20 protein-coding genes are annotated in these 20,178 nt (G+C 47.8%); 7 read left to right on the top strand and 13 right to left on the bottom strand.

Going from position 1 to position 20,178, the window contains the following annotated elements; genetic code table 11:
- The first annotated feature begins 503 nt into the window (after positions 1–503).
- Together J2T20_RS22320 and J2T20_RS22315 are read left to right on the top strand one after the other, a co-directional pair.
- Complete coding sequence (locus tag J2T20_RS22320) at positions 504–2,270, top strand: glycoside hydrolase family 13 protein (protein ID WP_307591698.1); 1,767 nt, start codon at positions 504–506, stop codon at positions 2,268–2,270.
- A gap of 315 nt (positions 2,271–2,585) precedes the next feature.
- Entirely contained in the window at positions 2,586–2,732 is a 147-nt protein-coding gene (locus J2T20_RS22315) for a hypothetical protein (protein ID WP_307591696.1), read from the top strand.
- A 400-nt stretch (positions 2,733–3,132) separates the two neighbouring features.
- Here J2T20_RS22315 and J2T20_RS22310 read toward each other — a convergent pair whose 3' ends face one another.
- Complete coding sequence (locus J2T20_RS22310; RefSeq protein ID WP_307591695.1) at positions 3,133–3,669, bottom strand: YfiT family bacillithiol transferase; 537 nt, start codon at positions 3,667–3,669, stop codon at positions 3,133–3,135.
- 58 nt (positions 3,670–3,727) lie between these two features.
- Positions 3,728–3,928: a YwbE family protein gene (locus tag J2T20_RS22305; protein ID WP_307591693.1), complete on the bottom strand. Its 201-nt coding sequence runs from the start codon at positions 3,926–3,928 to the stop codon at positions 3,728–3,730.
- Between the two features lie 108 nt (positions 3,929–4,036).
- Between J2T20_RS22305 and J2T20_RS22300 the strand changes: the two genes are divergently transcribed.
- Positions 4,037–4,339: a hypothetical protein gene (locus J2T20_RS22300; protein ID WP_307591726.1), complete on the top strand. Its 303-nt coding sequence runs from the start codon at positions 4,037–4,039 to the stop codon at positions 4,337–4,339.
- Between the two features lie 8 nt (positions 4,340–4,347).
- On the opposite strand, the gene sdaAA is transcribed toward J2T20_RS22300, so the two are convergent.
- The 4 genes from sdaAA to J2T20_RS22280 form a co-directional block, all read right to left on the bottom strand.
- Entirely contained in the window at positions 4,348–5,226 is an 879-nt protein-coding gene (gene sdaAA, locus J2T20_RS22295) for an L-serine ammonia-lyase, iron-sulfur-dependent, subunit alpha (RefSeq protein ID WP_307591692.1), read from the bottom strand.
- Complete coding sequence (sdaAB, locus tag J2T20_RS22290; protein WP_307591691.1) at positions 5,223–5,942, bottom strand: L-serine ammonia-lyase, iron-sulfur-dependent subunit beta; 720 nt, start codon at positions 5,940–5,942, stop codon at positions 5,223–5,225. The genes sdaAA and sdaAB overlap by 4 nt, the downstream gene beginning before the upstream one ends.
- Before the next feature lie 134 nt (positions 5,943–6,076).
- Positions 6,077–6,493: a GNAT family N-acetyltransferase gene (locus J2T20_RS22285; protein ID WP_307591688.1), complete on the bottom strand. Its 417-nt coding sequence runs from the start codon at positions 6,491–6,493 to the stop codon at positions 6,077–6,079.
- 17 nt (positions 6,494–6,510) lie between these two features.
- Positions 6,511–6,957 carry a GNAT family N-acetyltransferase gene (locus tag J2T20_RS22280; RefSeq protein ID WP_307591686.1) on the bottom strand — a complete coding sequence of 149 codons (447 nt, stop codon included), beginning with the start codon at positions 6,955–6,957 and terminating at the stop codon, positions 6,511–6,513.
- A 271-nt stretch (positions 6,958–7,228) separates the two neighbouring features.
- On the opposite strand from J2T20_RS22280, the gene J2T20_RS22275 reads away from it, so the two are divergent.
- Entirely contained in the window at positions 7,229–7,684 is a 456-nt protein-coding gene (locus J2T20_RS22275) for a hypothetical protein (RefSeq protein ID WP_307591684.1), read from the top strand.
- Between the two features lie 9 nt (positions 7,685–7,693).
- Here the strand turns inward: J2T20_RS22275 and J2T20_RS22270 are convergent, their stop codons facing one another.
- Both J2T20_RS22270 and J2T20_RS22265 read right to left on the bottom strand, forming a co-directional pair.
- The gene (locus J2T20_RS22270) at positions 7,694–9,304 is read right to left on the bottom strand and encodes an NAD(P)H-hydrate dehydratase (RefSeq protein WP_307591682.1); all 1,611 of its coding nucleotides are present in this window, start codon (positions 9,302–9,304) and stop codon (positions 7,694–7,696) included.
- A gap of 329 nt (positions 9,305–9,633) precedes the next feature.
- Complete coding sequence (locus tag J2T20_RS22265; protein WP_307591680.1) at positions 9,634–10,266, bottom strand: NAD(P)-dependent oxidoreductase; 633 nt, start codon at positions 10,264–10,266, stop codon at positions 9,634–9,636.
- A 187-nt stretch (positions 10,267–10,453) separates the two neighbouring features.
- Between J2T20_RS22265 and J2T20_RS22260 the strand changes: the two genes are divergently transcribed.
- Positions 10,454–10,762: a hypothetical protein gene (locus tag J2T20_RS22260; RefSeq protein ID WP_307591678.1), complete on the top strand. Its 309-nt coding sequence runs from the start codon at positions 10,454–10,456 to the stop codon at positions 10,760–10,762.
- Positions 10,763–11,380: 618 nt separating this feature from the next.
- On the opposite strand, the gene J2T20_RS22255 is transcribed toward J2T20_RS22260, so the two are convergent.
- Positions 11,381–11,755 carry a MerR family transcriptional regulator gene (locus tag J2T20_RS22255; RefSeq protein ID WP_307591676.1) on the bottom strand — a complete coding sequence of 125 codons (375 nt, stop codon included), beginning with the start codon at positions 11,753–11,755 and terminating at the stop codon, positions 11,381–11,383.
- 94 nt (positions 11,756–11,849) lie between these two features.
- Between J2T20_RS22255 and J2T20_RS22250 the strand changes: the two genes are divergently transcribed.
- Complete coding sequence (locus tag J2T20_RS22250) at positions 11,850–12,239, top strand: carboxymuconolactone decarboxylase family protein (protein ID WP_307591674.1); 390 nt, start codon at positions 11,850–11,852, stop codon at positions 12,237–12,239.
- A 755-nt stretch (positions 12,240–12,994) separates the two neighbouring features.
- Here the strand turns inward: J2T20_RS22250 and J2T20_RS22245 are convergent.
- From J2T20_RS22245 to J2T20_RS22230, 4 genes are all read right to left on the bottom strand, one after another.
- Positions 12,995–13,210: a YezD family protein gene (locus J2T20_RS22245; RefSeq protein ID WP_307591672.1), complete on the bottom strand. Its 216-nt coding sequence runs from the start codon at positions 13,208–13,210 to the stop codon at positions 12,995–12,997.
- A gap of 102 nt (positions 13,211–13,312) precedes the next feature.
- Positions 13,313–14,179, bottom strand: coding sequence for a sulfate ABC transporter permease subunit CysW (gene cysW / locus J2T20_RS22240; RefSeq protein ID WP_307591670.1), 867 nt, complete (start codon positions 14,177–14,179; stop codon positions 13,313–13,315).
- 34 nt (positions 14,180–14,213) lie between these two features.
- Positions 14,214–15,053, bottom strand: a complete 840-nt coding sequence (cysT, locus tag J2T20_RS22235; RefSeq protein ID WP_307591668.1) for a sulfate ABC transporter permease subunit CysT — start codon at positions 15,051–15,053, stop codon at positions 14,214–14,216.
- Between the two features lie 73 nt (positions 15,054–15,126).
- Entirely contained in the window at positions 15,127–16,236 is a 1,110-nt protein-coding gene (locus J2T20_RS22230) for a sulfate ABC transporter substrate-binding protein (RefSeq protein WP_307591666.1), read from the bottom strand.
- A 406-nt stretch (positions 16,237–16,642) separates the two neighbouring features.
- Between J2T20_RS22230 and J2T20_RS22225 the strand changes: the two genes are divergently transcribed.
- A complete protein-coding gene (locus J2T20_RS22225) occupies positions 16,643–18,913 on the top strand; it encodes an alpha/beta hydrolase family protein (protein WP_307591664.1) in 2,271 nt (756 codons plus the stop codon).
- Positions 18,914–20,178 lie beyond the last annotated feature (1,265 nt).

Genomic DNA, 20,178 nt, shown 5'->3' with positions numbered 1-20,178 from the left:
GTGCCGGGAACGATTTCGATTTAACTTCGCCTGATGTTTCACCGGGTTTGGGGTAACTACGTCTTACAGGTAGCGAATCCGGGTTGCGGACCCGTCCTTCGGTGAATTAGAGGGGAAAATGCCCGCTAATACCGACCGAAACGCCATGAATATGAGATTAAAGGGAAAATATCCCTATAATCTTACCCATACCGTCCCAAAGAGGTATATCCTCAAAATTAGCGGGCGAAATTCCCTCTAATTGCCCAAACGGGGTAGCGGGTGCAGAAATAGAGGGAGAAAACGCCTCTATTGGGCGTAACGGATTTCTGTCTTTCTCGTCACCTGTCAAGAACGTTGAGCCCCAAATTTATGTAAAAATAATTGCTTGCATTGATCTTGAAGGGTATGGTACGATTCAGACAAATTTAAAGGCAATGAAACCGCCAAGGGTTCAACCTCCTATCATAATGAGGTTGGCCCTTCTTTGCGTTTAGCTGCCACGAAGGGATGGGAAAGTGAGTATGATTCAACCGGAAGCCGTTTATCATCGCATGGGACAGAATTGGTCCTATGCCTACGACGAATCTACGCTACATATTCGCATAAGAACCAAACGGGACAACGTATCACGGATCGATCTTTTCTGCGGAGACAAATATGGATGGGACAAAACGCATGAGGTGATCTCGATGCAGCGCCTGGCTTCTGACGGTTTGTTCGATTACTGGCAGGCAGCCGTCCGTCCGGTTTACCGCAGACTCGCTTATTACTTTGCACTTTATGCAAGAGATGAAGTTCTTTATTATTTGGAAAAAGGGTTCTTCCCAGAGCCTCCGTCTATCGTATATGAAGGGCTGTTCGACTTTCCTTTTTTGAACCGTGAAGATGTGCACACGCCGCCACCGTGGGTGAAAGATGCCGTATTTTATCAAATTTTTCCGGAGCGTTTCGCGAATGGTGATCCCACCAACGACCCGGAAGACGTGCTGGAATGGGGCGGCAAGCCGAGTCCCCGGAATTTTTTTGGAGGAGACTTACAGGGTGTATTAGATCATTTGGATTATCTCTGTGAATTGGGCGTCAATGCCATTTATTTCAATCCTCTCTTTGAGGCAACCACCAATCATAAATACGACACAAAGGATTACTTCAGGGTTGATCCTAACTTAGGAACTAATCAATTGCTGAAAGAACTTGTGGACACCTGCCATTCCAAAGGAATTCGTGTCATCCTGGACGGTGTCTTTAATCATTGCGGCCATACCTTCCCGCCATTTGTTGATTTGCTTGCCAACGGGCGTTCTTCCCGTTATGCGGATTGGTTTCATGTGCGTGAGTGGCCGCCGCAGGTAAATGATGGAATTCCTACTTACGACACATTTGCATTTGAACCTATCATGCCTAAATTCAACACTGAGAATCCTGAAGTCAAGGAATATCTGCTGAATGCAGGCCGCTATTGGATCGAGGAAATCGGCATGGACGGTTGGCGGCTTGATGTCTCCAATGAGGTCTCCCATGAGTTCTGGCGGGAATTCCGCAGTACGATCAAACTTGTTAATCCGGAAGCCTATCTCGTAGGTGAAATCATGCATGATTCCTTGCTATGGCTGCTCGGCGACCAGTTTGACGCCGTCATGAATTATCCGCTCACGAATATGCAAATCAATTTCTTCGCCCACGGGCTGACCAACGCTGTACAGTTCTCTCAGTCGGTCGCTACAATGCTGGCCAATTATCCGCAGCAGATTACGGAGGCTGCCTTCAATCTGCTAGATAGCCATGATACGGTACGTTTCCTGTCACTTTGCGGCGGTGACATCCGGCGGTTAAAACTGGCCGTCCTGTTCCAGATGACCTTTCAAGGGACACCCTGTATTTACTATGGCGATGAAATCGGCATGGAGGGTGAATATGATCCGGACAACCGGAAATGTATGGAGTGGGACTCACGGAAACAGAACAGGGAACTGCTCGAATACTACCGCTGGACGATCAGTCTGCGTAAATCGCATTCCGCATTTCGCGGAAGCGGCTTTAAAACTCTGGAGATCCCGGAGCATCCAAGACTGCTTGTTTATGAGCGATGGGACGAACAAGGCCGTTTCGTGATTGTGTTGAACAATGCCGACACTCCAGCCGACGTCTTCATTCCGGTATCCGGGGCGAGCACAGAATGGGTAAACCTGAACACGCAGGAGCGGACAGAAACCGCCAAAGAATTGCTCAACCTGTCTCTGCCTGAATTCGAGTATGCGGTTTTCCAAGCCGTTAATTATAATCAATAGAGGCCTGTTGATTAACCGAAAAAAGGTGCTGCCTCTTCTAGAAGAACTGGGGTAGATTGATGTGGCCAGGAAGTTCATGGTCTATCAGTTGTTTCTGTTTTTGGGCGAAGCTACGTTCCAGCAGTAGGGTGGATATCGAGACGGCGAACAGAGAATGGGTCTTGTGGACAACGTTCAGTCGATCACTCGACCCTCTCGAAAAAAGCGAAAGGCGTTCCTTTTGAACGATTCAAACGCCTGTTGGGCCTCATGATTGGGCTGTGGAATCGAAAGACATGGCGTGCGCTCGGCGCACTTATCGGGGAGCAAGGTGAATTGCATAAAATTACCGAAAAGACCGCATATGAGCCTGATCTGAAGAGCCGTCCGAACTTTCTGGACTGGAGATTTATTTTGGTGGCGGACCGGGCTTATGGCAAGCATAAGTTATTTGACAGCTACCAAGAACAGGAGAATCGCTAATATTTTGTGATTCGGATTCGCGATAATACGACCTTTCATGATCCGATTCCAAGAAAACGCAAACGCCCTATTACGGGAACCGTTGAACAGGATGCAGTCCGCCGAGCGAATCGCTGATATCTAAAAGAAAAGTTGGCAGATCGAAGTATTTTCCCGCTGGATTAAGCAACATCTCAACATCCCTACAGTGTTCGGAACGACTCCGAACGCAGTATACGGGCAGTTGTACACGGCATTACTGATTTATGCTTACCGCCAGAGTGGAAGATTTATTTAGCTAATACATGGTTTTGTCTACCATAATTCAGCTCATCAACAGACGTATATTCCGTGCATGTAACTATTCTTTTTAGCTGGATAAATTCCTGATATTTTTCGCGGATCATCCAATCTCAGTGGCTTATCCCTCTGCGATATTGAGCTTATTCCTCAGTTCTGTAATATGTACGACATGATGTTTACCATGCCAGGAATAAACCCCTAAATTGTACTCAAGAGGCGTAGTCTTGCCGGACTCTGGATGATGGAAGGTTCTTTTGTAGTCCTGAGCACTCATCGATCTTAACAGAATACCCCATCGGGTATGCAGCGCCTCTATTAAAGCCAAGGATATTTCAATATCCGCAGTAGAATCATGGAGCTCCGCCCACCGGTCCTCATAGTACGGCCTAATGGTAGGTACCTCCTCCGTTAGTGCCAGCTTGAAACGGATGTAGCTGTTCATATGGCTGTCTGCAATATGGTGCACAACCTGCCGGCTGGTCCAACCTCCCTGACGATACGGAATATTAAGTTGCTCGTCACTAAGACCGTGTACAGCTGCTTTTAATTGGCCTGGCAGCCCCTCAATGTCCTGAATCCAGGCTTCACGCTGCTGATCGGAAATGTCTCCTTCGAATTCAAAGTTGCCTATGGGATATCTCTCATCCATATTCATTCTCCTTTACCTCGGGGATTAAATTGATGATTTATTTCTCATCCTGTTTTCCTTCAGCTTATGCGGATGCAGTAATATTCTTAACCCTTCCGACCTGTCCGTCCGTCAAACGAACTTTAATCCCATGAGGGTGGCGGGGGGAGTTTGTCAAAATATCTTTCACTATGCCATGGGTGAGCTTCCCGGTGGCTTGGTCCTGCTTCAGTACAATATCAACCTCAAGCCCGGCACGGATATCTGCTCTTACTTGCCCATTCATTACGATCACCCCTTTCTTGAGTGGAAATTACTCTTGCTGTCATTATACCAAAAGAATGAATGGCGTTATAATGAAGCCAACTTATCTATAGATGGGAATGAGACAGCCATGGCCTTCGGAGTGAAAAGAGAAGAATTAAACGCATGGAAAAAAGCGGTCTCTAACGGGGAGATCGCCTTTTTAACCCATTATTGGCTGGATCCGCGGTTTCCCAGTATCACTACCGTCACCAAGGTAGGCTGCGCTGACCTCGATCGTCTTGCAGCCTGGTGTATTACTAACGGATTGCCTCCACAGCATATTCATAATCGATCGCCGTTTCCCCATTTTGACCTCATCGGTCCTAAACAACCCGAGATCCTTCGGCAGGAAGGGCTCTGGGATCAGCTGACACGGTTTAAGATGCACTAAGCTGAATCTTACTTTTCACGCCGTAAATCTTCCATGATTTTGCGACCCGTCGGGGTTTGTGCCAATCCGCCACCGGCGGTCTCGCGATGCTTCTCAGGCATTGCTGAGCCTACCTCCAGCATAACTTTGATGACCTCATCAGAGGGAATCACACTGCGCACACCAGCCAATGCCATATCGGCAGCCGCAAGTGCCGTGACTGCACCGAAACCGTTACGGACAATGCACGGAATCTCCACCAGACCTCCAACAGGATCGCAGATCAGTCCCAAAGTATTCTTAAGTGCCAATCCAACGGCATGCATGGCCTGAGCCGGAGTTCCGCCACGTAGCTCCGTCAAAGCACCCGCCGCCATACCAATAGCCGAGCCTACCTCAGCCTGGCAGCCACCTTCTGCACCTGATACAAAAGAGTTATTGGCAATGACATAACCGATAGCCCCGGCAGCAAACAATCCGTACACCATGAAGTCATCATCCCATCCGAAGCGCTGTTGACAGCTTAGGAATACGCCGGGAATAATACCGCAAGAGCCGGCTGTAGGCGTTGCTATTATACGTCCCATCGAGGCATTCACTTCAGAAACCGCAAGTGCATAGGCCATCGCTTCTCCGGCTGCACCTCCCAGACAAGGTTCACTAGCAGCATTATATATACCGACACGCTGGGCGTCCAGGCCTGTAAGCCCGCTGCGTGAGGTTGTATTTTCATTCATACCGCGGTGTACGGCCTCTTTCATCACTCCATAATACTGGCTCATCTTGGCGAATTCCTGTTCTTTGGTTCGCCCGGATTCCGCACTTTGCTCCTCCAGCATTAAATCCCCGATGCCTAAATTACGTTCTCCACATAAAACAGCCAATTGGCTTAATGTTTGAAAATTCATGATGTACTTTCCTTCCCTTTATCGTCTTGCTTCAATTCTTGTATCTCGTTTAGATCCACCAGTGTTACCGATTTCACTGCAGGCAAGGCCTTCAGATCTTGGAGCAGCTCCGGTGTAGCCGATTCATCCAACTCAAGGACGGTTAATGCTGCCCCGCTGCGGTTTTTTCGATCCAGAGACATATGCCCGATATTGAATTTCCCCTTGCGCATAACATCCGTTACACTCGCCAGAACGCCTAAATAATCCATATGATTAATTAGAATTGTAGGATACATCCCGCTCAGTTTCACACCGAAGCCATCAATGTCCACAATCTCAATATTGCCGCCGCCAATAGAAATACCGGTAAGAGTAAGCTCATTACCGCTATCTTTACCGGTTAACCGCAGCTGCACTGTATTCGGATGAGGAAACAATCCTGCTCCTTGCCGGAATGAAATTTCCATTCCCAGCTCTTCAGCCAGCTCTATTGAATCAGGCAGACGGGGATCATCCGTGGAGAAATCCAGCAGTCCGCCGGCAATCGCCCGATCCGTTCCATGGCCCTGATAGGTTGCTGCAAACGAACCGAAGAATATAACCTCCGCCAAGCGCGGTATTTCTCCCAGCACCTGCCGGGCCGCTCTGCCGATTCGAGCCGCGCCCGCCGTATGTGAACTCGAAGGCCCAACCATTGCTGGACCAATAATTGAGAATACATCCTTAAATCTCATACAAAAGCCTCCACCTTCAAAACTATACTTTCGAAATTCGACAGATATGATATAGACCCAACCGAATTGCTTAATATAGTATACTGCACAGACGACGTACCTACACGTTAATAATTAACGTCATTTACAAATTTTTATGTATCCTGAGAATACAGAGCAAGCCCGTCCCTAAACTGCCAACCGACTCCACTCCAGAAGCCCCGCCCCAGCTCATTGTCTCCAATCACCATTAGATGACATTTGGCGATTCCTTCTTCCCGAAGATTGTTCAGGCATCTGTTCACGAGTTCCCGGCCAACCCCCCGGCCCCGGCAGGAGGTGCTCACGGCAACATGATACATAAATCCGCGACGCCCGTCATGTCCGCATAGAGCCGTACCGGCAACATTCCCGTCCTCATCCTCGCAAATCTGACTTAAACCGGCATTGCGCTGTAAGTAACGCGTGATTTCTTCTTCAGAATCGGCTGCACTGAGCCCCATACCCTCTGTGTTCTCCCATAACTTGTAGGCAGCGGAATAATCTTGTGCCAACATTTCTCTATAAATCATGACTCTCGCTCCTCTCCCTAACGGTTCTTCACGAACCGATACCCTGTAATTTGATAGCCCATTGACTCATAAAAAATATGGGCTTCACGAACTCTTCCCATACCGCTCGCCAGCCAGGTACCTATGCAACCTCGCTCGGAAGCCAAATGTTCCGCATAAGCGATAAGACTTTTACCAATTCCGCGTCTTCGAACTCTCCGATCGGTAACCAGCAGGGAAACTTCCCCGTAACGGCCCTTTTCATTATTTTCCCGGAGTCTGAACCCCAGCGCCCCCAACACAGACGTTTTCCCCCCGCCGGTAGTCTCAGTGCACACATACAGCTCCTCTGTAGGACTCCTATCGATAAAATCAAGACGGCGTTCCATCTCCTCGGGTAAAAGAGGTCTTCCGTTCAACTGCTCCATTAACCGACATAAGCCCTTGATATCCTCATTGGAGGCTTTGCGGATCTGTAATTCCATGCTACTTCAACTCCTTCACGCGCCATAGAATGTTCTATTGATTTAATCAATGTAACATGTACCAGTTGACCTAATCTACAAGGCATTGGACGAAGTTCATTAGTAATTATCACAAATTTACGGAAATTCAGAAGGCGTTCCCTGTCGCTTGCACCCTTTTTTGGGCGGGTGAATAGAAATATACGAGCACATCAAGTTATCACAACGGGAGGAGTACCGCCGGCTCCATGTGAAGGGTGGATCTCGCTCCCTATGAGGGGACAAAACCAGTATGAACAAAACCCATTTTGACGAAATTCCGTCCGTCCGCCTGACAGCCGGAATGTATGCCCTCAGTAAATTGGCATGCGCGGGGCTGACTTTTCTTCTGCTGTCTTTATACGTACTCTGGGTGCCGGAAATTGAAGGCAAACCTCAGGGATGGCCGGTCACCATCCCCTACGCCGTCTATGTCTATGGATTGACCGCATCACTCGCAGCCGACGCACTTCTTCGCCTACTGTCCCATAAAACTATGGTTTTAAGCCTGACATTGTATGGACTTTCGGGCCTCGGGGCCGGACTCTGGGTAGCTGCGGAGGAAGGTGGCGTGTGGCTGCAATGCGCCGTAGCGGGGGTATTGCTCCTGGTAATCTTCTATGCCACAGAGGTTATAACAGAGCGGACACCACTGCTGCTCCCCGTATTCGCGCTGTTTGCTCCACTTCTTTACCTGTTGCTTATGTGATCCCATGCCTTATAACGCTTCTATAATATCCCCAGCAATTAATGCAGACGGATCATGCCGTTGATGTGATGCTCTTTCTCCGGCCAGTCCATGCAGGTATACACCGAATGCCGCAGCCTGTGCCGCATTCAACCCCTGTGCAAGCAGGCTGGAAATCATACCGGTAAGCACATCCCCGGCACCTCCGGTACCCATTGCAGGACTGCCGGTTGTATTAATAAAGGCCTGTCCTTCCGGGGTTGCGATGACGGTATGTGCTCCTTTTAACACTAGAATAACCCCGTACTCTCGGGCATAATCCAGAGCCAGTTGAATACGGTTCCGCTGAACTTCAACCGTAGTTACACCTGCCAGTCGGGCCATCTCACCGGGATGGGGAGTCAAAATAACCGGATGGCGGCGGCTTGTCCAAAGCCGGTTATCGGTTTCAGCCAGGATATTCAGGGCATCCGCATCGATCACCAGTGGGCAGTCCGTACCTTCCCAGATGGAACGCAGCCAATCCGTATCTCCCGCAAACCGACCCAGTCCGGGGCCGACAGCGGTAACATCGCGCTCGGCACTAAGCTTCAGCACCTCCCGAGCGGTATCCTTATTCCAACTGCCGTCTTCTTCGCCGCCAACCTCTGCCAGCATAAGCTCAGGTACAGGACCTACGGCATAGGGAAGCAGCTTCCGCGGGAGCGCCCAAGTCACCAATCCACAGCCGGCACGCAGTGCTGCCCGGGAAGCAAGCAGACCCGCACCGCTCATCCGCAGGGTGCCACCTGCAAGAAGTACATGCCCGTAGGTTCCTTTATGGCCTTCGGGCGAACGATGGCGTGAAGTATCCACGTTAAGATCATCACGAAGGACGGCGGGGGTCAGCCAGTACACGGCTGACCCCTGTTTGCGCGCCAGAGCGGATGGAATCCCGATGGAGCGAACCACGATGTGCCCGGCAGCTCCTGCGCCGGGGTACTGCAGCAGGCCTCGCTTGAGAAACGCGAGGCATACCGTAACGGACGCATGAATACACGGCTCATGCGTCTGCCCCGTGTCCGCGTCCAGCCCGCTAGGGATGTCCGCGGACACGATGGGCTTGCCGCTGCTGTTCGCGGCGGCAATCAGCTCCGCATAGGTGCCGCGCGGGGCACCCGCGGCACCGGTGCCGAGCAGCGCGTCCAGTATGCCGCTGTATGCGGCGATATCCAGCTTGTCCCTGCCGTAGACTACGGCGGACAGGCCCATCGCCGCAGCGGCATCGCGCTGCAAGGCAGCTTCGCCGGTCAGCGACTCCGGCGGCACGGCATACACCAGCGTGACGGCGATGCCCGCCTCGCTGAGGTGCCTTGCGGCGGCCAGTCCGTCGCCGCCGTTATTGCCTTTGCCGACCAGGACGAGCCATCGCTCGGCGGCGGCAGTGCCCAGTGTCAGCGAGGAATCTCCGCTGACACGGAACCCATCGCGGCTCCCATAAGAAGCCGCAGGCTCTACCTTCTCTTGCCACTTGCACAGCGCAATAATCTCCTCCGCAATGGCCCGTCCGGCGTTCTCCATTAACGCAATCGCCGGAATACCCAGGCCCTCAATGGTCTCACGGTCCAATTGACGCATTTGCTCTACAGTCACCACATACATGGCCTATCCCTCCGTTCACTTACACTTTCACTGCATCTTCACGGGCTCAAAACCAAAATCAGTGGTTGACCGTTTGTGAAACAAACCGCTACGGGTTCGGAGGGTTCTTGCGATCGCTGTTAAAGCCTGATTTCTGGATTATAAAATAAATTATACAGGTTGAAATCGGCTTTAAAGGCGAAGACTGCCGTTTCTCCAGAATCCCTCCGACCCATCGCTCTGTTCGCTCATACAGTCAACCTCTGATTTTAAGATTGAGCCTCTTCACGTACACTTTTCACCTGCCCTTTATCTCTTCTCTTTTCTCTCTTCTTCTCTTATTAAGATTTCTAATAAGCTACCGTGAATCGGGCGCGGCTGTAGTTACCTTCTTCCAGCTCATCGATGATAGCCGCCGCATAATCTTCCACACTTATCACACTGTTCCCGTTCTCATCTACTACCAGTTGATCCAGACCGATACGAAACTGCCCTGTACGGCGGCCCGATTGAATAACAGCCGCAGGTGAGGCATAAGAATAATCCAGCTCCGAACCGCTATAGATCTCATAGGCATCGGAATGCGCAGCAGCTAACGGCCTTACCTCTGCCGGGAACTCAGGTGTATCCATCAACATTTCTCCTGACTCCGTCCGCAGACTGCCTGCCCCTCCCACTATAATCAGTCGGTTAAGTCCTGCGGCAGTCAGTCCTTCTACTAACGAAGTGGCAGCCTCAAGCAGCTCCCGTTCCTTTCCCCATTCCGGTCCATAAGCGCTAATGGCAGCTTCATGCCCTTGGGCAGCAGCGCTCACTGACGCAGGGTCCAGAATATCCACTTTCAACGTACGCAAACGTTCATGCACAATATCCAATTTATCCGGTTGACGTACTGCCGCCGTAACTTCATGCTTCCGCTTCAGGGCCTCTTGCAATATAGCCCGTCCAATGTTTCCCGACGCACCAAACAATACAACATTCATCTTAAATTCCTCGCTTTCTTTGTTTAAGGCATGGTCTGGCCTTCATCATAATTTATCCTATATCCACAATCCGAAACCCTTTTGTAATAGAATGATGTTAATATGAAACGAATCCTGTCTTCAGCCGTAAAAGCAGTTATTAAAACACATACTTTCAATATACATTAAAAAAGGTTGGTGAACTAAGATGTCTCCTTTAGCCAAGCTGTTAAAATGGGGAACTTTTGCCTACGAGGCCTTCCTCGCCCTGCCGATTATCGGCGGATTATTTGTCCTAGCTAACGGATGGATTCCGCTAGGCATTGCATTCCTGCTTCATGCTATTGCTATTGTTGTATTATTTAAGGAACGTGGACCTGTGATCGGGAACATTGTCGGTGTGGTTACCTCTATCATAGGCTTTATCCCTATTGTGGGATGGGTTATGCATGGAATTACAGCCCTCATACTGCTTGTGGAGGGTATCTCTACTTCCCGGCGAACACCGCGTTATTAAGCAAGACATGAAAAAGGGGGTGTCCGATAAGCCACGAAATGGCTACTGGGACTTCCCTTGTTTTTGGAGTCGGATAGACGGTTGTGCTTGTGAGGACGCTCTACGAACGGACCGTTGCTAATCGCTGTTTAAGCGGATAAAGTTTCTAAAATTTCTCCAAAAATCACAAAAAGAAACCTCTCTTTGGCAAAATGGAGTTACCACACAACCATTTCAAAGGAGAGGTTTCTTTTGTACATCCAATTTCTACGAAGTGAAGAAGCTTACGGCTTAGCCGTGCGTCGAAGGACAGAACCTGAAAGTGTGTATGGTCAACTGAAAACAACCGGGACTTCCGAGATTTCTTCTTCGCGGTATGGAGAAAGTGAGCCCTGAGGCCGGGTGGAATTCGCTTGCCCATAATCTGCCGAAGCAAGAGCCAATGACCAATAACGCAGAGCAGAAAAACTGAATGTCTTTATCCCAGGCGGCTTTTAGAATTGTCATACGTCAGTCTCCATAAAATAATTATTAGACTTACCCTAGAAATTGAAACAGCAACAGCTAAGGACGAGAAATAAAGTACTAGACTGTCGCTGTTTCATTGAACTAACGTTCTCCGTTAGCGTAATGACTAATTTAATCTTGCTCCTCCATCCATTTATAAGATTCTATCTTTTCATCAATCATCTTCAGGTTGTTCTTCAGTTCATTAATTTGAGCAAGAACGTTTCTTTGATGGGCTTCCAACAGCTCTCTTCTTGCACTTATTGTAGCTTCACCTTGACTTCGCAGATCAGAAAATCGCTTCATATCGCTGACTTTCATTCCTGTTACCCGCAATCGGAGTAAAAAATGAATCCACGAGATATCAGACTCTGAATACTGGCGATACCCATTTGTATCTCGATGGACCCCGTATAGCAATCCGATTTTCTCATAATAGCGCAATGTGTGAGCAGTAAGCCCTGTCATTTCTGAGATTTGTTGAATTGTAAAAAAATTAGGTTCCATAAATATAATTATAGCACATCAAAAAAAGCCATTGCTTTAGAGTGCACTCTAAAGTGTAACATTTAATTCAAGTTACACAGAGGAGGAATAAAATATGTCAAATGAACGTTATACACGTGGTTGGGAAAAACTAATGCAAATAGACGGTGAAGGAGGAAAACGTGTTATTGAGTCAATGAGGGACATTGCTCCCGACCTGGGAAAGTACGTTGTTGAATTTGCTTTTGGAGAAATATACTCAAGGGAAGTTCTTGATCTCAAACAGCGTCAGCTAATAACGGTCGCATCGCTTACAACACAAGGCGGATGCGAGCCACAGCTTAACGTGCATATCAACGCAGCTCTCAATGTAGGACTTACGCCCAATGAAGTAATTGAAGCGATTATGCATTGCATTCCCTATACTGGTTTTCCAAGAGTTCTTAATGCCGTTTTTGTTGCCAAAGAAATTTTTGAAGAAAGAGATTTGAAAATTGTGAATTAAGACAACTATCCTGCCCGTTAGTTTAATGCCCTCGCCAGTCTATATAGACTGTACTTAAGATTTATTCCCTAGAAGTGTAGCAGTAACTATGAAGTATGTTTAGAATTGAGTTTCCAACCGTGAGCCCTTACTAAAATGATTAGGCGTTCATGTAGGACCACTCGGGGAGAACCTCTGACAGATTTGATTGTTCTCAAGTAACCGATTATTACATGTTTGTTTTAGATCCATTTTGCTACTAGGACTCTGTATCTGTGATAAAAAAAGTTTAGAAGGAAAGTTCCCCTGTAAATCATAAATAAAATCGTTTAATCAACATATAGAGGGAAAAATCCCCTATAAATTCAACGAAATTATCTATATTGAGCCAAAACCTGAATTTATAGGGGATAATTCCTTCTAAATAACTCCACAGGGGTTGAATCCTTAAATTTAGTAGGAAAAATCCCTTCTAAATAAGCTGAAGAAAAAAAAATTACAAAAAGCGAGAAGGAACGAAAGGTAATATGAAAACCATAGAAGCGATAGCAAGCGCCTTGTATCCGAATTAACGTTACTACGTTTAAGAGATCATCCATGCGAACCCGTTGGAAGTCAATGATCGGCTTTGAATTCACCTATAGATCAAAAATTCGGTCTATATAGTACTTTATTTTAAAAACAAAAGAACTGTCCCATTCGTAGAAAATTCTACTTATAGGACAGCCCCTTCTTCTTTATACTATGAAATTCCCTGAATTCCCTTGACGGGATCACTAACCCCGCCCTACAGAACGGGAATCGGTCCGCCGGCTTCCGGCTTCTCCACTAATTCGTGCTGAGCTATTCTCAAAACGTTTACGCTCTGTTCGCTCCATTTGTACGATCTGGCCTTCATGCACAACAATATGCAATGAGCCGAATTCCATATCATCCAAAAGTTCTGCAATCCGTTCCAGCCATATTTCATCCACCTTCAGCGGTTTAGCCATTCTCCAGCCTCCCTTTCCCCGGACCGGGGGTTTATCCCATATCAATTCCGTTATTACCCACCTGCATACTACGCTTTAAGCTAGCATGGAACAAAACTGCTGTCAATGTACACTTTTACGAGTTACCCAGCTTTTGATAATCATCGTTACCAGTGCCAGCAGCAGCAGGAGCGAAGCCACCGCGAAGGACGCGGAGAACTGATATTCGTTATATAAGATTTCGACATGCAAGGGGAGCGTATTGGTTTCTCCGCGAATATGTCCTGACACTACAGAAACCGCACCAAACTCTCCCATCGCCCGAGCGTTACATAAAATTATTCCGTACAGCAGACCCCACTTAATGTTTGGAAGCGTAACTCTGAAAAAGACTTGCCAGCCACGTGCACCTAATGTGATTGCGGCCTCTTCTTCCTGCGTTCCCTGATCCTCCATAAGCGGGATTAATTCCCGCGCCACAAACGGAAAGGTTATAAACAAAGTCGCCAGAATGATACCCGGCAAGGCAAAGACAACTTTGATATCATGGTCGCTCAGCCAAGGTCCAAACCAGCCCCGTGCGCCAAAGATCAGTACAAATATCATTCCGCCAATAACAGGTGATACCGCAAAAGGCAAATCAATCAGCGTAATAAGCATCCCTTTACCGCGGAATCTGAATTTAGTAATGGCCCAAGCGGCAATGACCCCGAATACCGTATTCAGCGGAACGGTAATAGCTGCGATAAGTAAGGTCAGTCTAAGAGCCGAACGTGCATCAGGATCGATCAAGGCCGCCAGATATACATCCCACCCCTTCTTCAACGATTCCGTCAGCACGATGATCAGCGGAAGAGCAATGAGCCAAAAGAGCACCAGCCCGGCTGCTCCAATCAGAACCCACTTTACAATGGATGATTCTGTGGTAGCGGGTGAAGATGAACTCTTCTTCGGACGAGCGGCGGCATAGATGGGAACGGTACCCGCCATAAGTATTCCTCCTAACCGTTTTGTGTGTCTAAATTTAGCTCGAAGTCTTCCGTGCCCACCGCTGAAGCGTGTTAATGACCAGCAGCATGAGGAAAGAGATCAGTAGAAGTATTAAGGCAACAGCCGTTGCGCCGGCATAGTCGTATTGCTCCAGCTTAGACATGATGAGTAGCGGAGCAATCTCTGTTCTCATCGGCATATTGCCAGAGATGAATACAACTGATCCGTATTCGCCAATCCCGCGGGCAAATGCCAGCGCAAAGCCTGTTAGTAAGGGAGGGAACAACTCTGGCAGAAGAATGGTGAAAAAGGTTCGCAAGCGTCCCGCTCCCAGCGTCGCCGCCGCCTCCTCCATATCCTTTTCCATGTCCTCCAATACTGGCTGTACGGTGCGAACCACGAACGGAATTCCAATAAACATCAGAGCGATCGTAATGCCCAGAGGTGTATAGGCTACCTTGATCCCCAGCGGGTCCAACATCGACCCGATCCAACCGTTGGCGGAATAAAGAGCGGTCAGCGATACACCCGCTACGGCTGTCGGCAATGCAAAGGGCAGATCAATCAAGGCATCAAATATTCTCTTTCCGGGAAAGTCGTACCGCACCAATACCCAAGCGAGAAGCAGACCCAGAAATCCATCCACAAGAGCTGCGGCGGCAGCTGTACCCAGGCTTACCCGGTACGAAGCCAGAACCCTGGGATCTGTCGCTACATCCCAGAACTTACTCCAGCTCAGCCCTGTAGAATTGAAGAGCAGCGCAGATAAGGGCAGCAGCACAACCAGACTCAAGTATAATACGCTAAAACCCATCGTAAGCCCGAAGCCTGGAAGTACTCTCCGCTGTGCCGCGCTAGTATTGGTGACAGTCATCCTTAATTCATCCTCTCCCTGCCTTCGGCTCTTTGGCCGATTAGCAGTTCCCATAACCGCTTAGCTGAAGCTATTAGCTGCCGGGAACGTAAATCTTGTCAAATATTCCGCCATCATTAAAGTGTTTCTCTTGCGTTTCTTTCCAGCTCCCAAATTTATCTGCCAGTGTGAACAGCTTGATCTCCGGGAATTTATCTTTGAACTGTTCTTTTACACTATTCAGGGTAGGGCGATAGTAGTTCTCTGCAGCGATGGTTTGCCCCTCTTCACTGTAAAGATATTTGAGGTAAGCCTCAGAAACCTCTCTAGTTTCTTTTTTATCCACTACCTTATCGACAACGGCTACAGGAGGCTCTGCCAGAATACTCTCGGACGGGTTAATAATCTCGAATTTATCAGGTCCCAGTTCCTCTACAGACAGATAAGCTTCATTCTCCCAAGCAATCAACACATCACCGATTCCACGCTCTACAAAAGTTGTAGTCGAACCCCGCGCTCCTGTATCCAGTACGGGTACATTCTTGAACAACCCTTTTACGAACTCCTCAGCCTTAGCTTCATCATTATTATTATGATCCAGCGCATAACCCCAAGCCGCCATATAGTTCCACCGCGCTCCCCCGGAGGTTTTCGGATTCGGAGTAATGACTTCTACGTCATCCTTAAGCAAATCCGGCCAGTCTTTAATCCCCTTTGGATTGCCTTTACGAACTAGAAATACTATGGTCGATGTATAAGGTGAACTGTTAAGATCGAACTTGCTCTGCCACCCTTCATTAATGAGCCCCGCTCCCTGCAATGCGTCTATATCATATCCAAGCGCTAGCGTGACTACGTCTGCTTCCAGACCGTCAAGGACAGCACGGCTTTGTTTGCCTGAACCACCATGAGATTGCTTAATGGTAACCTTCTGTCCGGTTTCCTTCTCCCAATAAGCAGAAAAGGCTTTATTATAGCTTTCATACAACTCTCGGGTAGGGTCATAAGACACATTCAGCAATTCAACCGGATCCTTGGCTGCCGGTGCTTTCGTCGGTTCTGTCGTCGCGGTGTTGGCAGCATTTGTGGCCGTTGAGGCATTGGCTGCATTAGTCTGAGTGTTATTAGTTCCGCAAGCTGTAAGCCCTGCTGTAAGTACTAATGCAAAACCCGTAATAAGCCCTTTTTTAATTTTCTTATTCATCCCTAACCACTCCCCCATTGTGTTCTTATAAATTGGTTCATTCATACCGTCAGATTAAATCTTGAATAAAAAAAGAACGGAGGAAGCCCATTGTGAGCAGGTCAAACCGGTTCATTTACAACCGTGTCTGCGAGCCTTATAACGGGCGTTCCTCCGTTCGTACGGTAAGAACTATCAAATTTAATTATTCCTACCTGCTTAGTAGGTTATAAAGCTAATAATACGGATTCCCCTTTGTCCTGTCAAACCTTTTTTTCTCTATATTAGTCTTCCGTTTTGCCCATACCTGAACGGTGGGTGATGTTCCTGTAAGACCCACTTGTCATCTATGCTGTAAAGTAATATTATTGCTACATCTTATGGGAAGTTGAATAATCACCGCAAAAGTCGGGGGAGAACATCAATCATGGGTATGGAGATAGAATATGTCCCTGCGCCGGCGAGGCCGCGGCTGCATCGGCGCATATTTGGGGAAATGGGTAGACGGATCAGGGAAACCTACCGATACGATACCGTGCTATGGCGAACAGCTTTTGCCGGTCTATGGATCGCTTGTTTTTTAGTCTTTGCGGTTACCATGCTGGGTGTGCCTACGGGATTTGGGATCCCGGCTGACATTACGCTGGCAGCCGGAGCTGGAACCATTGTGCTCGCGTTTGCAGGAAATCTACTGGCTGTACTGCTGTCATTGACAGGACTACGAGCTCCGCGTTTATTCTTAGGAAGTTTACTTACGGATATAGGCATCATTCTTATTATCCTTTATTACAGTGATCTTGAAATAGAAGCAGCAGCTGCGGTAGCTGTTCTGGTCTCCTTGCTGGGGGCAATCTTAGGGCTGGCTATAGGCCTGCTGCGAAGCAGACGTATGCTTATGGGTCTTCTGTTAACAGCTATGCTGACCCTGTCTCCTCTTGCTTTGGCAAATGGTGGTCTTGAGGAGATCCCTGTTAGCGGCAGCCCAACCTTTAATAACAGTGTTGTTCCGTTGGCAGCCTTAAATCCCGGTCTTCCGGGATCCTTTGCCTATCACAGCTTTACGTATGCAAGCGGTAAAGACACACACCGTGAAGAATATGGAGCAAAGGCAGACTTATTGTCCTCTGCCGTAGACGCTTCTGCTTATATTAAAGATTGGCCGCAGCTGCGTTCTCTGTTCTGGGGATTTGATTACAGCTCTCTTCCACTCAACGGGCGCGTCTGGATGCCCGATGGAGAAGGTCCTTTTCCCATCCTGCTCATGGTGCATGGCAATCATATGATGGAGGACTTTTCAGATGGGGGATATGCCTACCTGGGGGAACAGCTGGCAAGCCGCGGCTTCATCGCGGTCTCTCTGGATGAGAACTTTTTGAATTACTCCGCTTGGTCAGGCATACCCGACAAAGATTTCGAAGTTAGGGCTTGGATGATATTGAAGCATCTGGAGCAAATTCGAGACTATTCGGAGAAGCCGGACAATCCCTTCTACCATAAAGTTGATTACGGGCAAACGGCACTGCTGGGGCATAGCCGTGGCGGGCAGGCCGTCGCTATGGCTGCAGACGCCGGACGTTGGTTCAAGGGAGATTCAGCATTGGCTGTAACCAAGCAGTTTCATATTACTTCGGTCATTGCCTTAGCGCCTACCGACAAATCAATAGACAGCCAACAAGCCCGGCTAAACGATGTTAACTATTTAACACTGCAGGGTGCCCGTGACGGAGATGTACATGATTTCTATGGAGATCGGCAGTATATTCGCTCGTCCTACTCCCGGGGTTCAACCGCTTTTAAGAGTTCCTTGTACATCGCTGATGCCAACCATAGCCAATTCAACAGCGATTGGGGACTGCGTGATCAATCACTCCCGGCAGGGTTATTTCTTAGCCGAAGCGGCATCATGGACCCGAACGAACAAAGGCAAATCGCCAAGGTTTATGTATCTGCATTTCTGGAAACTACACTTCATGGAAATAAAGATTATCTCGGGTTGTTCCGCGACTACCGCAGTGGACTGGAGTGGCTGCCGGAGACCTCCTATTACAACCGATTCCAAAGCGGGGGTTACAGGCAGATTGTATCCTTTGATGAGGACCGCAATAAGACTACAGCCGGACGAAGCGGAACTGCTACTGCTGAAGGCCTGCGATGGACGGAGGATTTGGCTAAAGACCGTGAATCCAAGAGCAAAGCCACCTATGGACTTGTCCTGGAGCGGACTGCCCTGAAGGATGCCAAGGCCGCTTACAGTATTCAACTTCAATCAAGTGCTGTAAAGGATGCTGCATTATCCGGTGCAATGGGCTTAACCTTCTCTATGTCTAACCTTAATAATTTCACTTCCGGGGATACAAGCCACTCCGTAAGTCCGCCTGTTATAGAGGTGGAGTTAAGGGACAGCAACCATAACACAGCGCGTCTGGCACTTGCAGAGGTTAGGGAAGTTTTACCGCTTCCACGAACCCTGTTCACGTTGACTCCCTGGTTGGAAGATCGAATAAGTGATCATAAATACGGCGATCCATCTGAGGCCGTTTTTCAAACGTATGAGCTTCCGTTCAGTAGATTTGCACAGGAGTTTCCCTCCTTCGAGCCGAAGAATATTACGGAGATCACCTTTTACCTCCAAGGCCCCGGGGATAAAATTATGCTGGATGATATAGGCTTCTATGACGAAGACACGTTATACCAATAACTATTTGGCTCATGCTGGACCTAAAGATAGAAGCCCGTCAGTAAACGGACAGAGAAGACCTTATTTGAGCAAAACCGGAAGATTGAGGAGTTAAACGGACTCCAGGGACACTATTGAGCAGTTTTCTTCCCAAACGAGGATGTTTTTGATGGAATAACGTCTCCTGAGTCCGCTTCATGTTTCGCATAACCCCTTGAGACTTAAATAGCGGCTATACAGTCCGCAGCACAGAGGTGTGAAGTAAAAATGGTTAGCGATCTTCATCCCTAATATATAACTTTATTTCTCTGAAAAGAGTCCGATCCTTGGTCTAATACATGATAAGGTGCGGACTCTTTTGTTGTATAAAATACTATATAAATTGTACCAAAGACTTACTTGTTGGGAGTGTGGTAGTTACTACAGTGAATGTTTAGACTTCCAGCCGCTATTGTCTCCCGATTTCTTTGATTTGTACCGCTGTCCGCGGATGAAATCCAGAGACAGCTTATGCTTACGCTTACGATGCGAGCTTTCCTACGGAAAGCTTTCGGGCGGTCGCTGACGCTCTTCCAGTTCCAAAATCCCCTTTCGTTACTACCAACCCGAGGTTGTTATTTAGTTCAGTCTATATACATAGATTGTACTTAAGATTTCTCTTTGGGAGTGTGTAATAACAACGGCGAATGTTTAGACTTCGAGCCGAGAGCAGCCATACGAAAATAATTAGGTGTTCATGTAGGACAACCGTGGGAAATAAAGTTTAGAGGGAAAATTTACCTGTAAATCATAAATAAAACCTTATAATCAACATTTAGAGGGAAATATCCCCTCTAAATGCTAGGAATTTATCCACTTTGATGCTTTTTGAGGCTAAAACCTGAATTTAGAGGGAAATATTCCCTCAAAATAACTCGATAAGTGGTTCAATCCTTAAATTATATAAATTGTACTAAAAGATTTACTCCTTGGGAATTGGGAATGTAGTAGTAACTATGGAGTATGTTAGGCTTTGAGTTTCCAACCGTGAGAGGCCTTACGAAGATGTTTAGGAGTTCATATAGGACCAAGCGGTGAGAACCACTCACAGATTTGTTTGTTCTCTAGTAACTGATAATTACAAGTTTGTTTTAGAACCAGTTTGCTACGAGGACTCTGTACCTGTCATAAATAAAGTTTAGAGGGAAAGCTTCCCTGTAAATCATAAATAAAACCGTTTAATCAACATATAGAGGGGAAAAATCCCTATAAATTCAACAAAATTATCTATATTGTACTAAAACCTG

The organism is Paenibacillus wynnii, assembly GCF_030812855.1.
GTDB classification, from domain to species: Bacteria; Bacillota; Bacilli; order Paenibacillales; family Paenibacillaceae; genus Paenibacillus_AQ; species Paenibacillus_AQ wynnii_A.
Note: the sequence above shows the minus strand (reverse complement) of the source record. Positions and strands in the feature narration are given on the sequence as shown.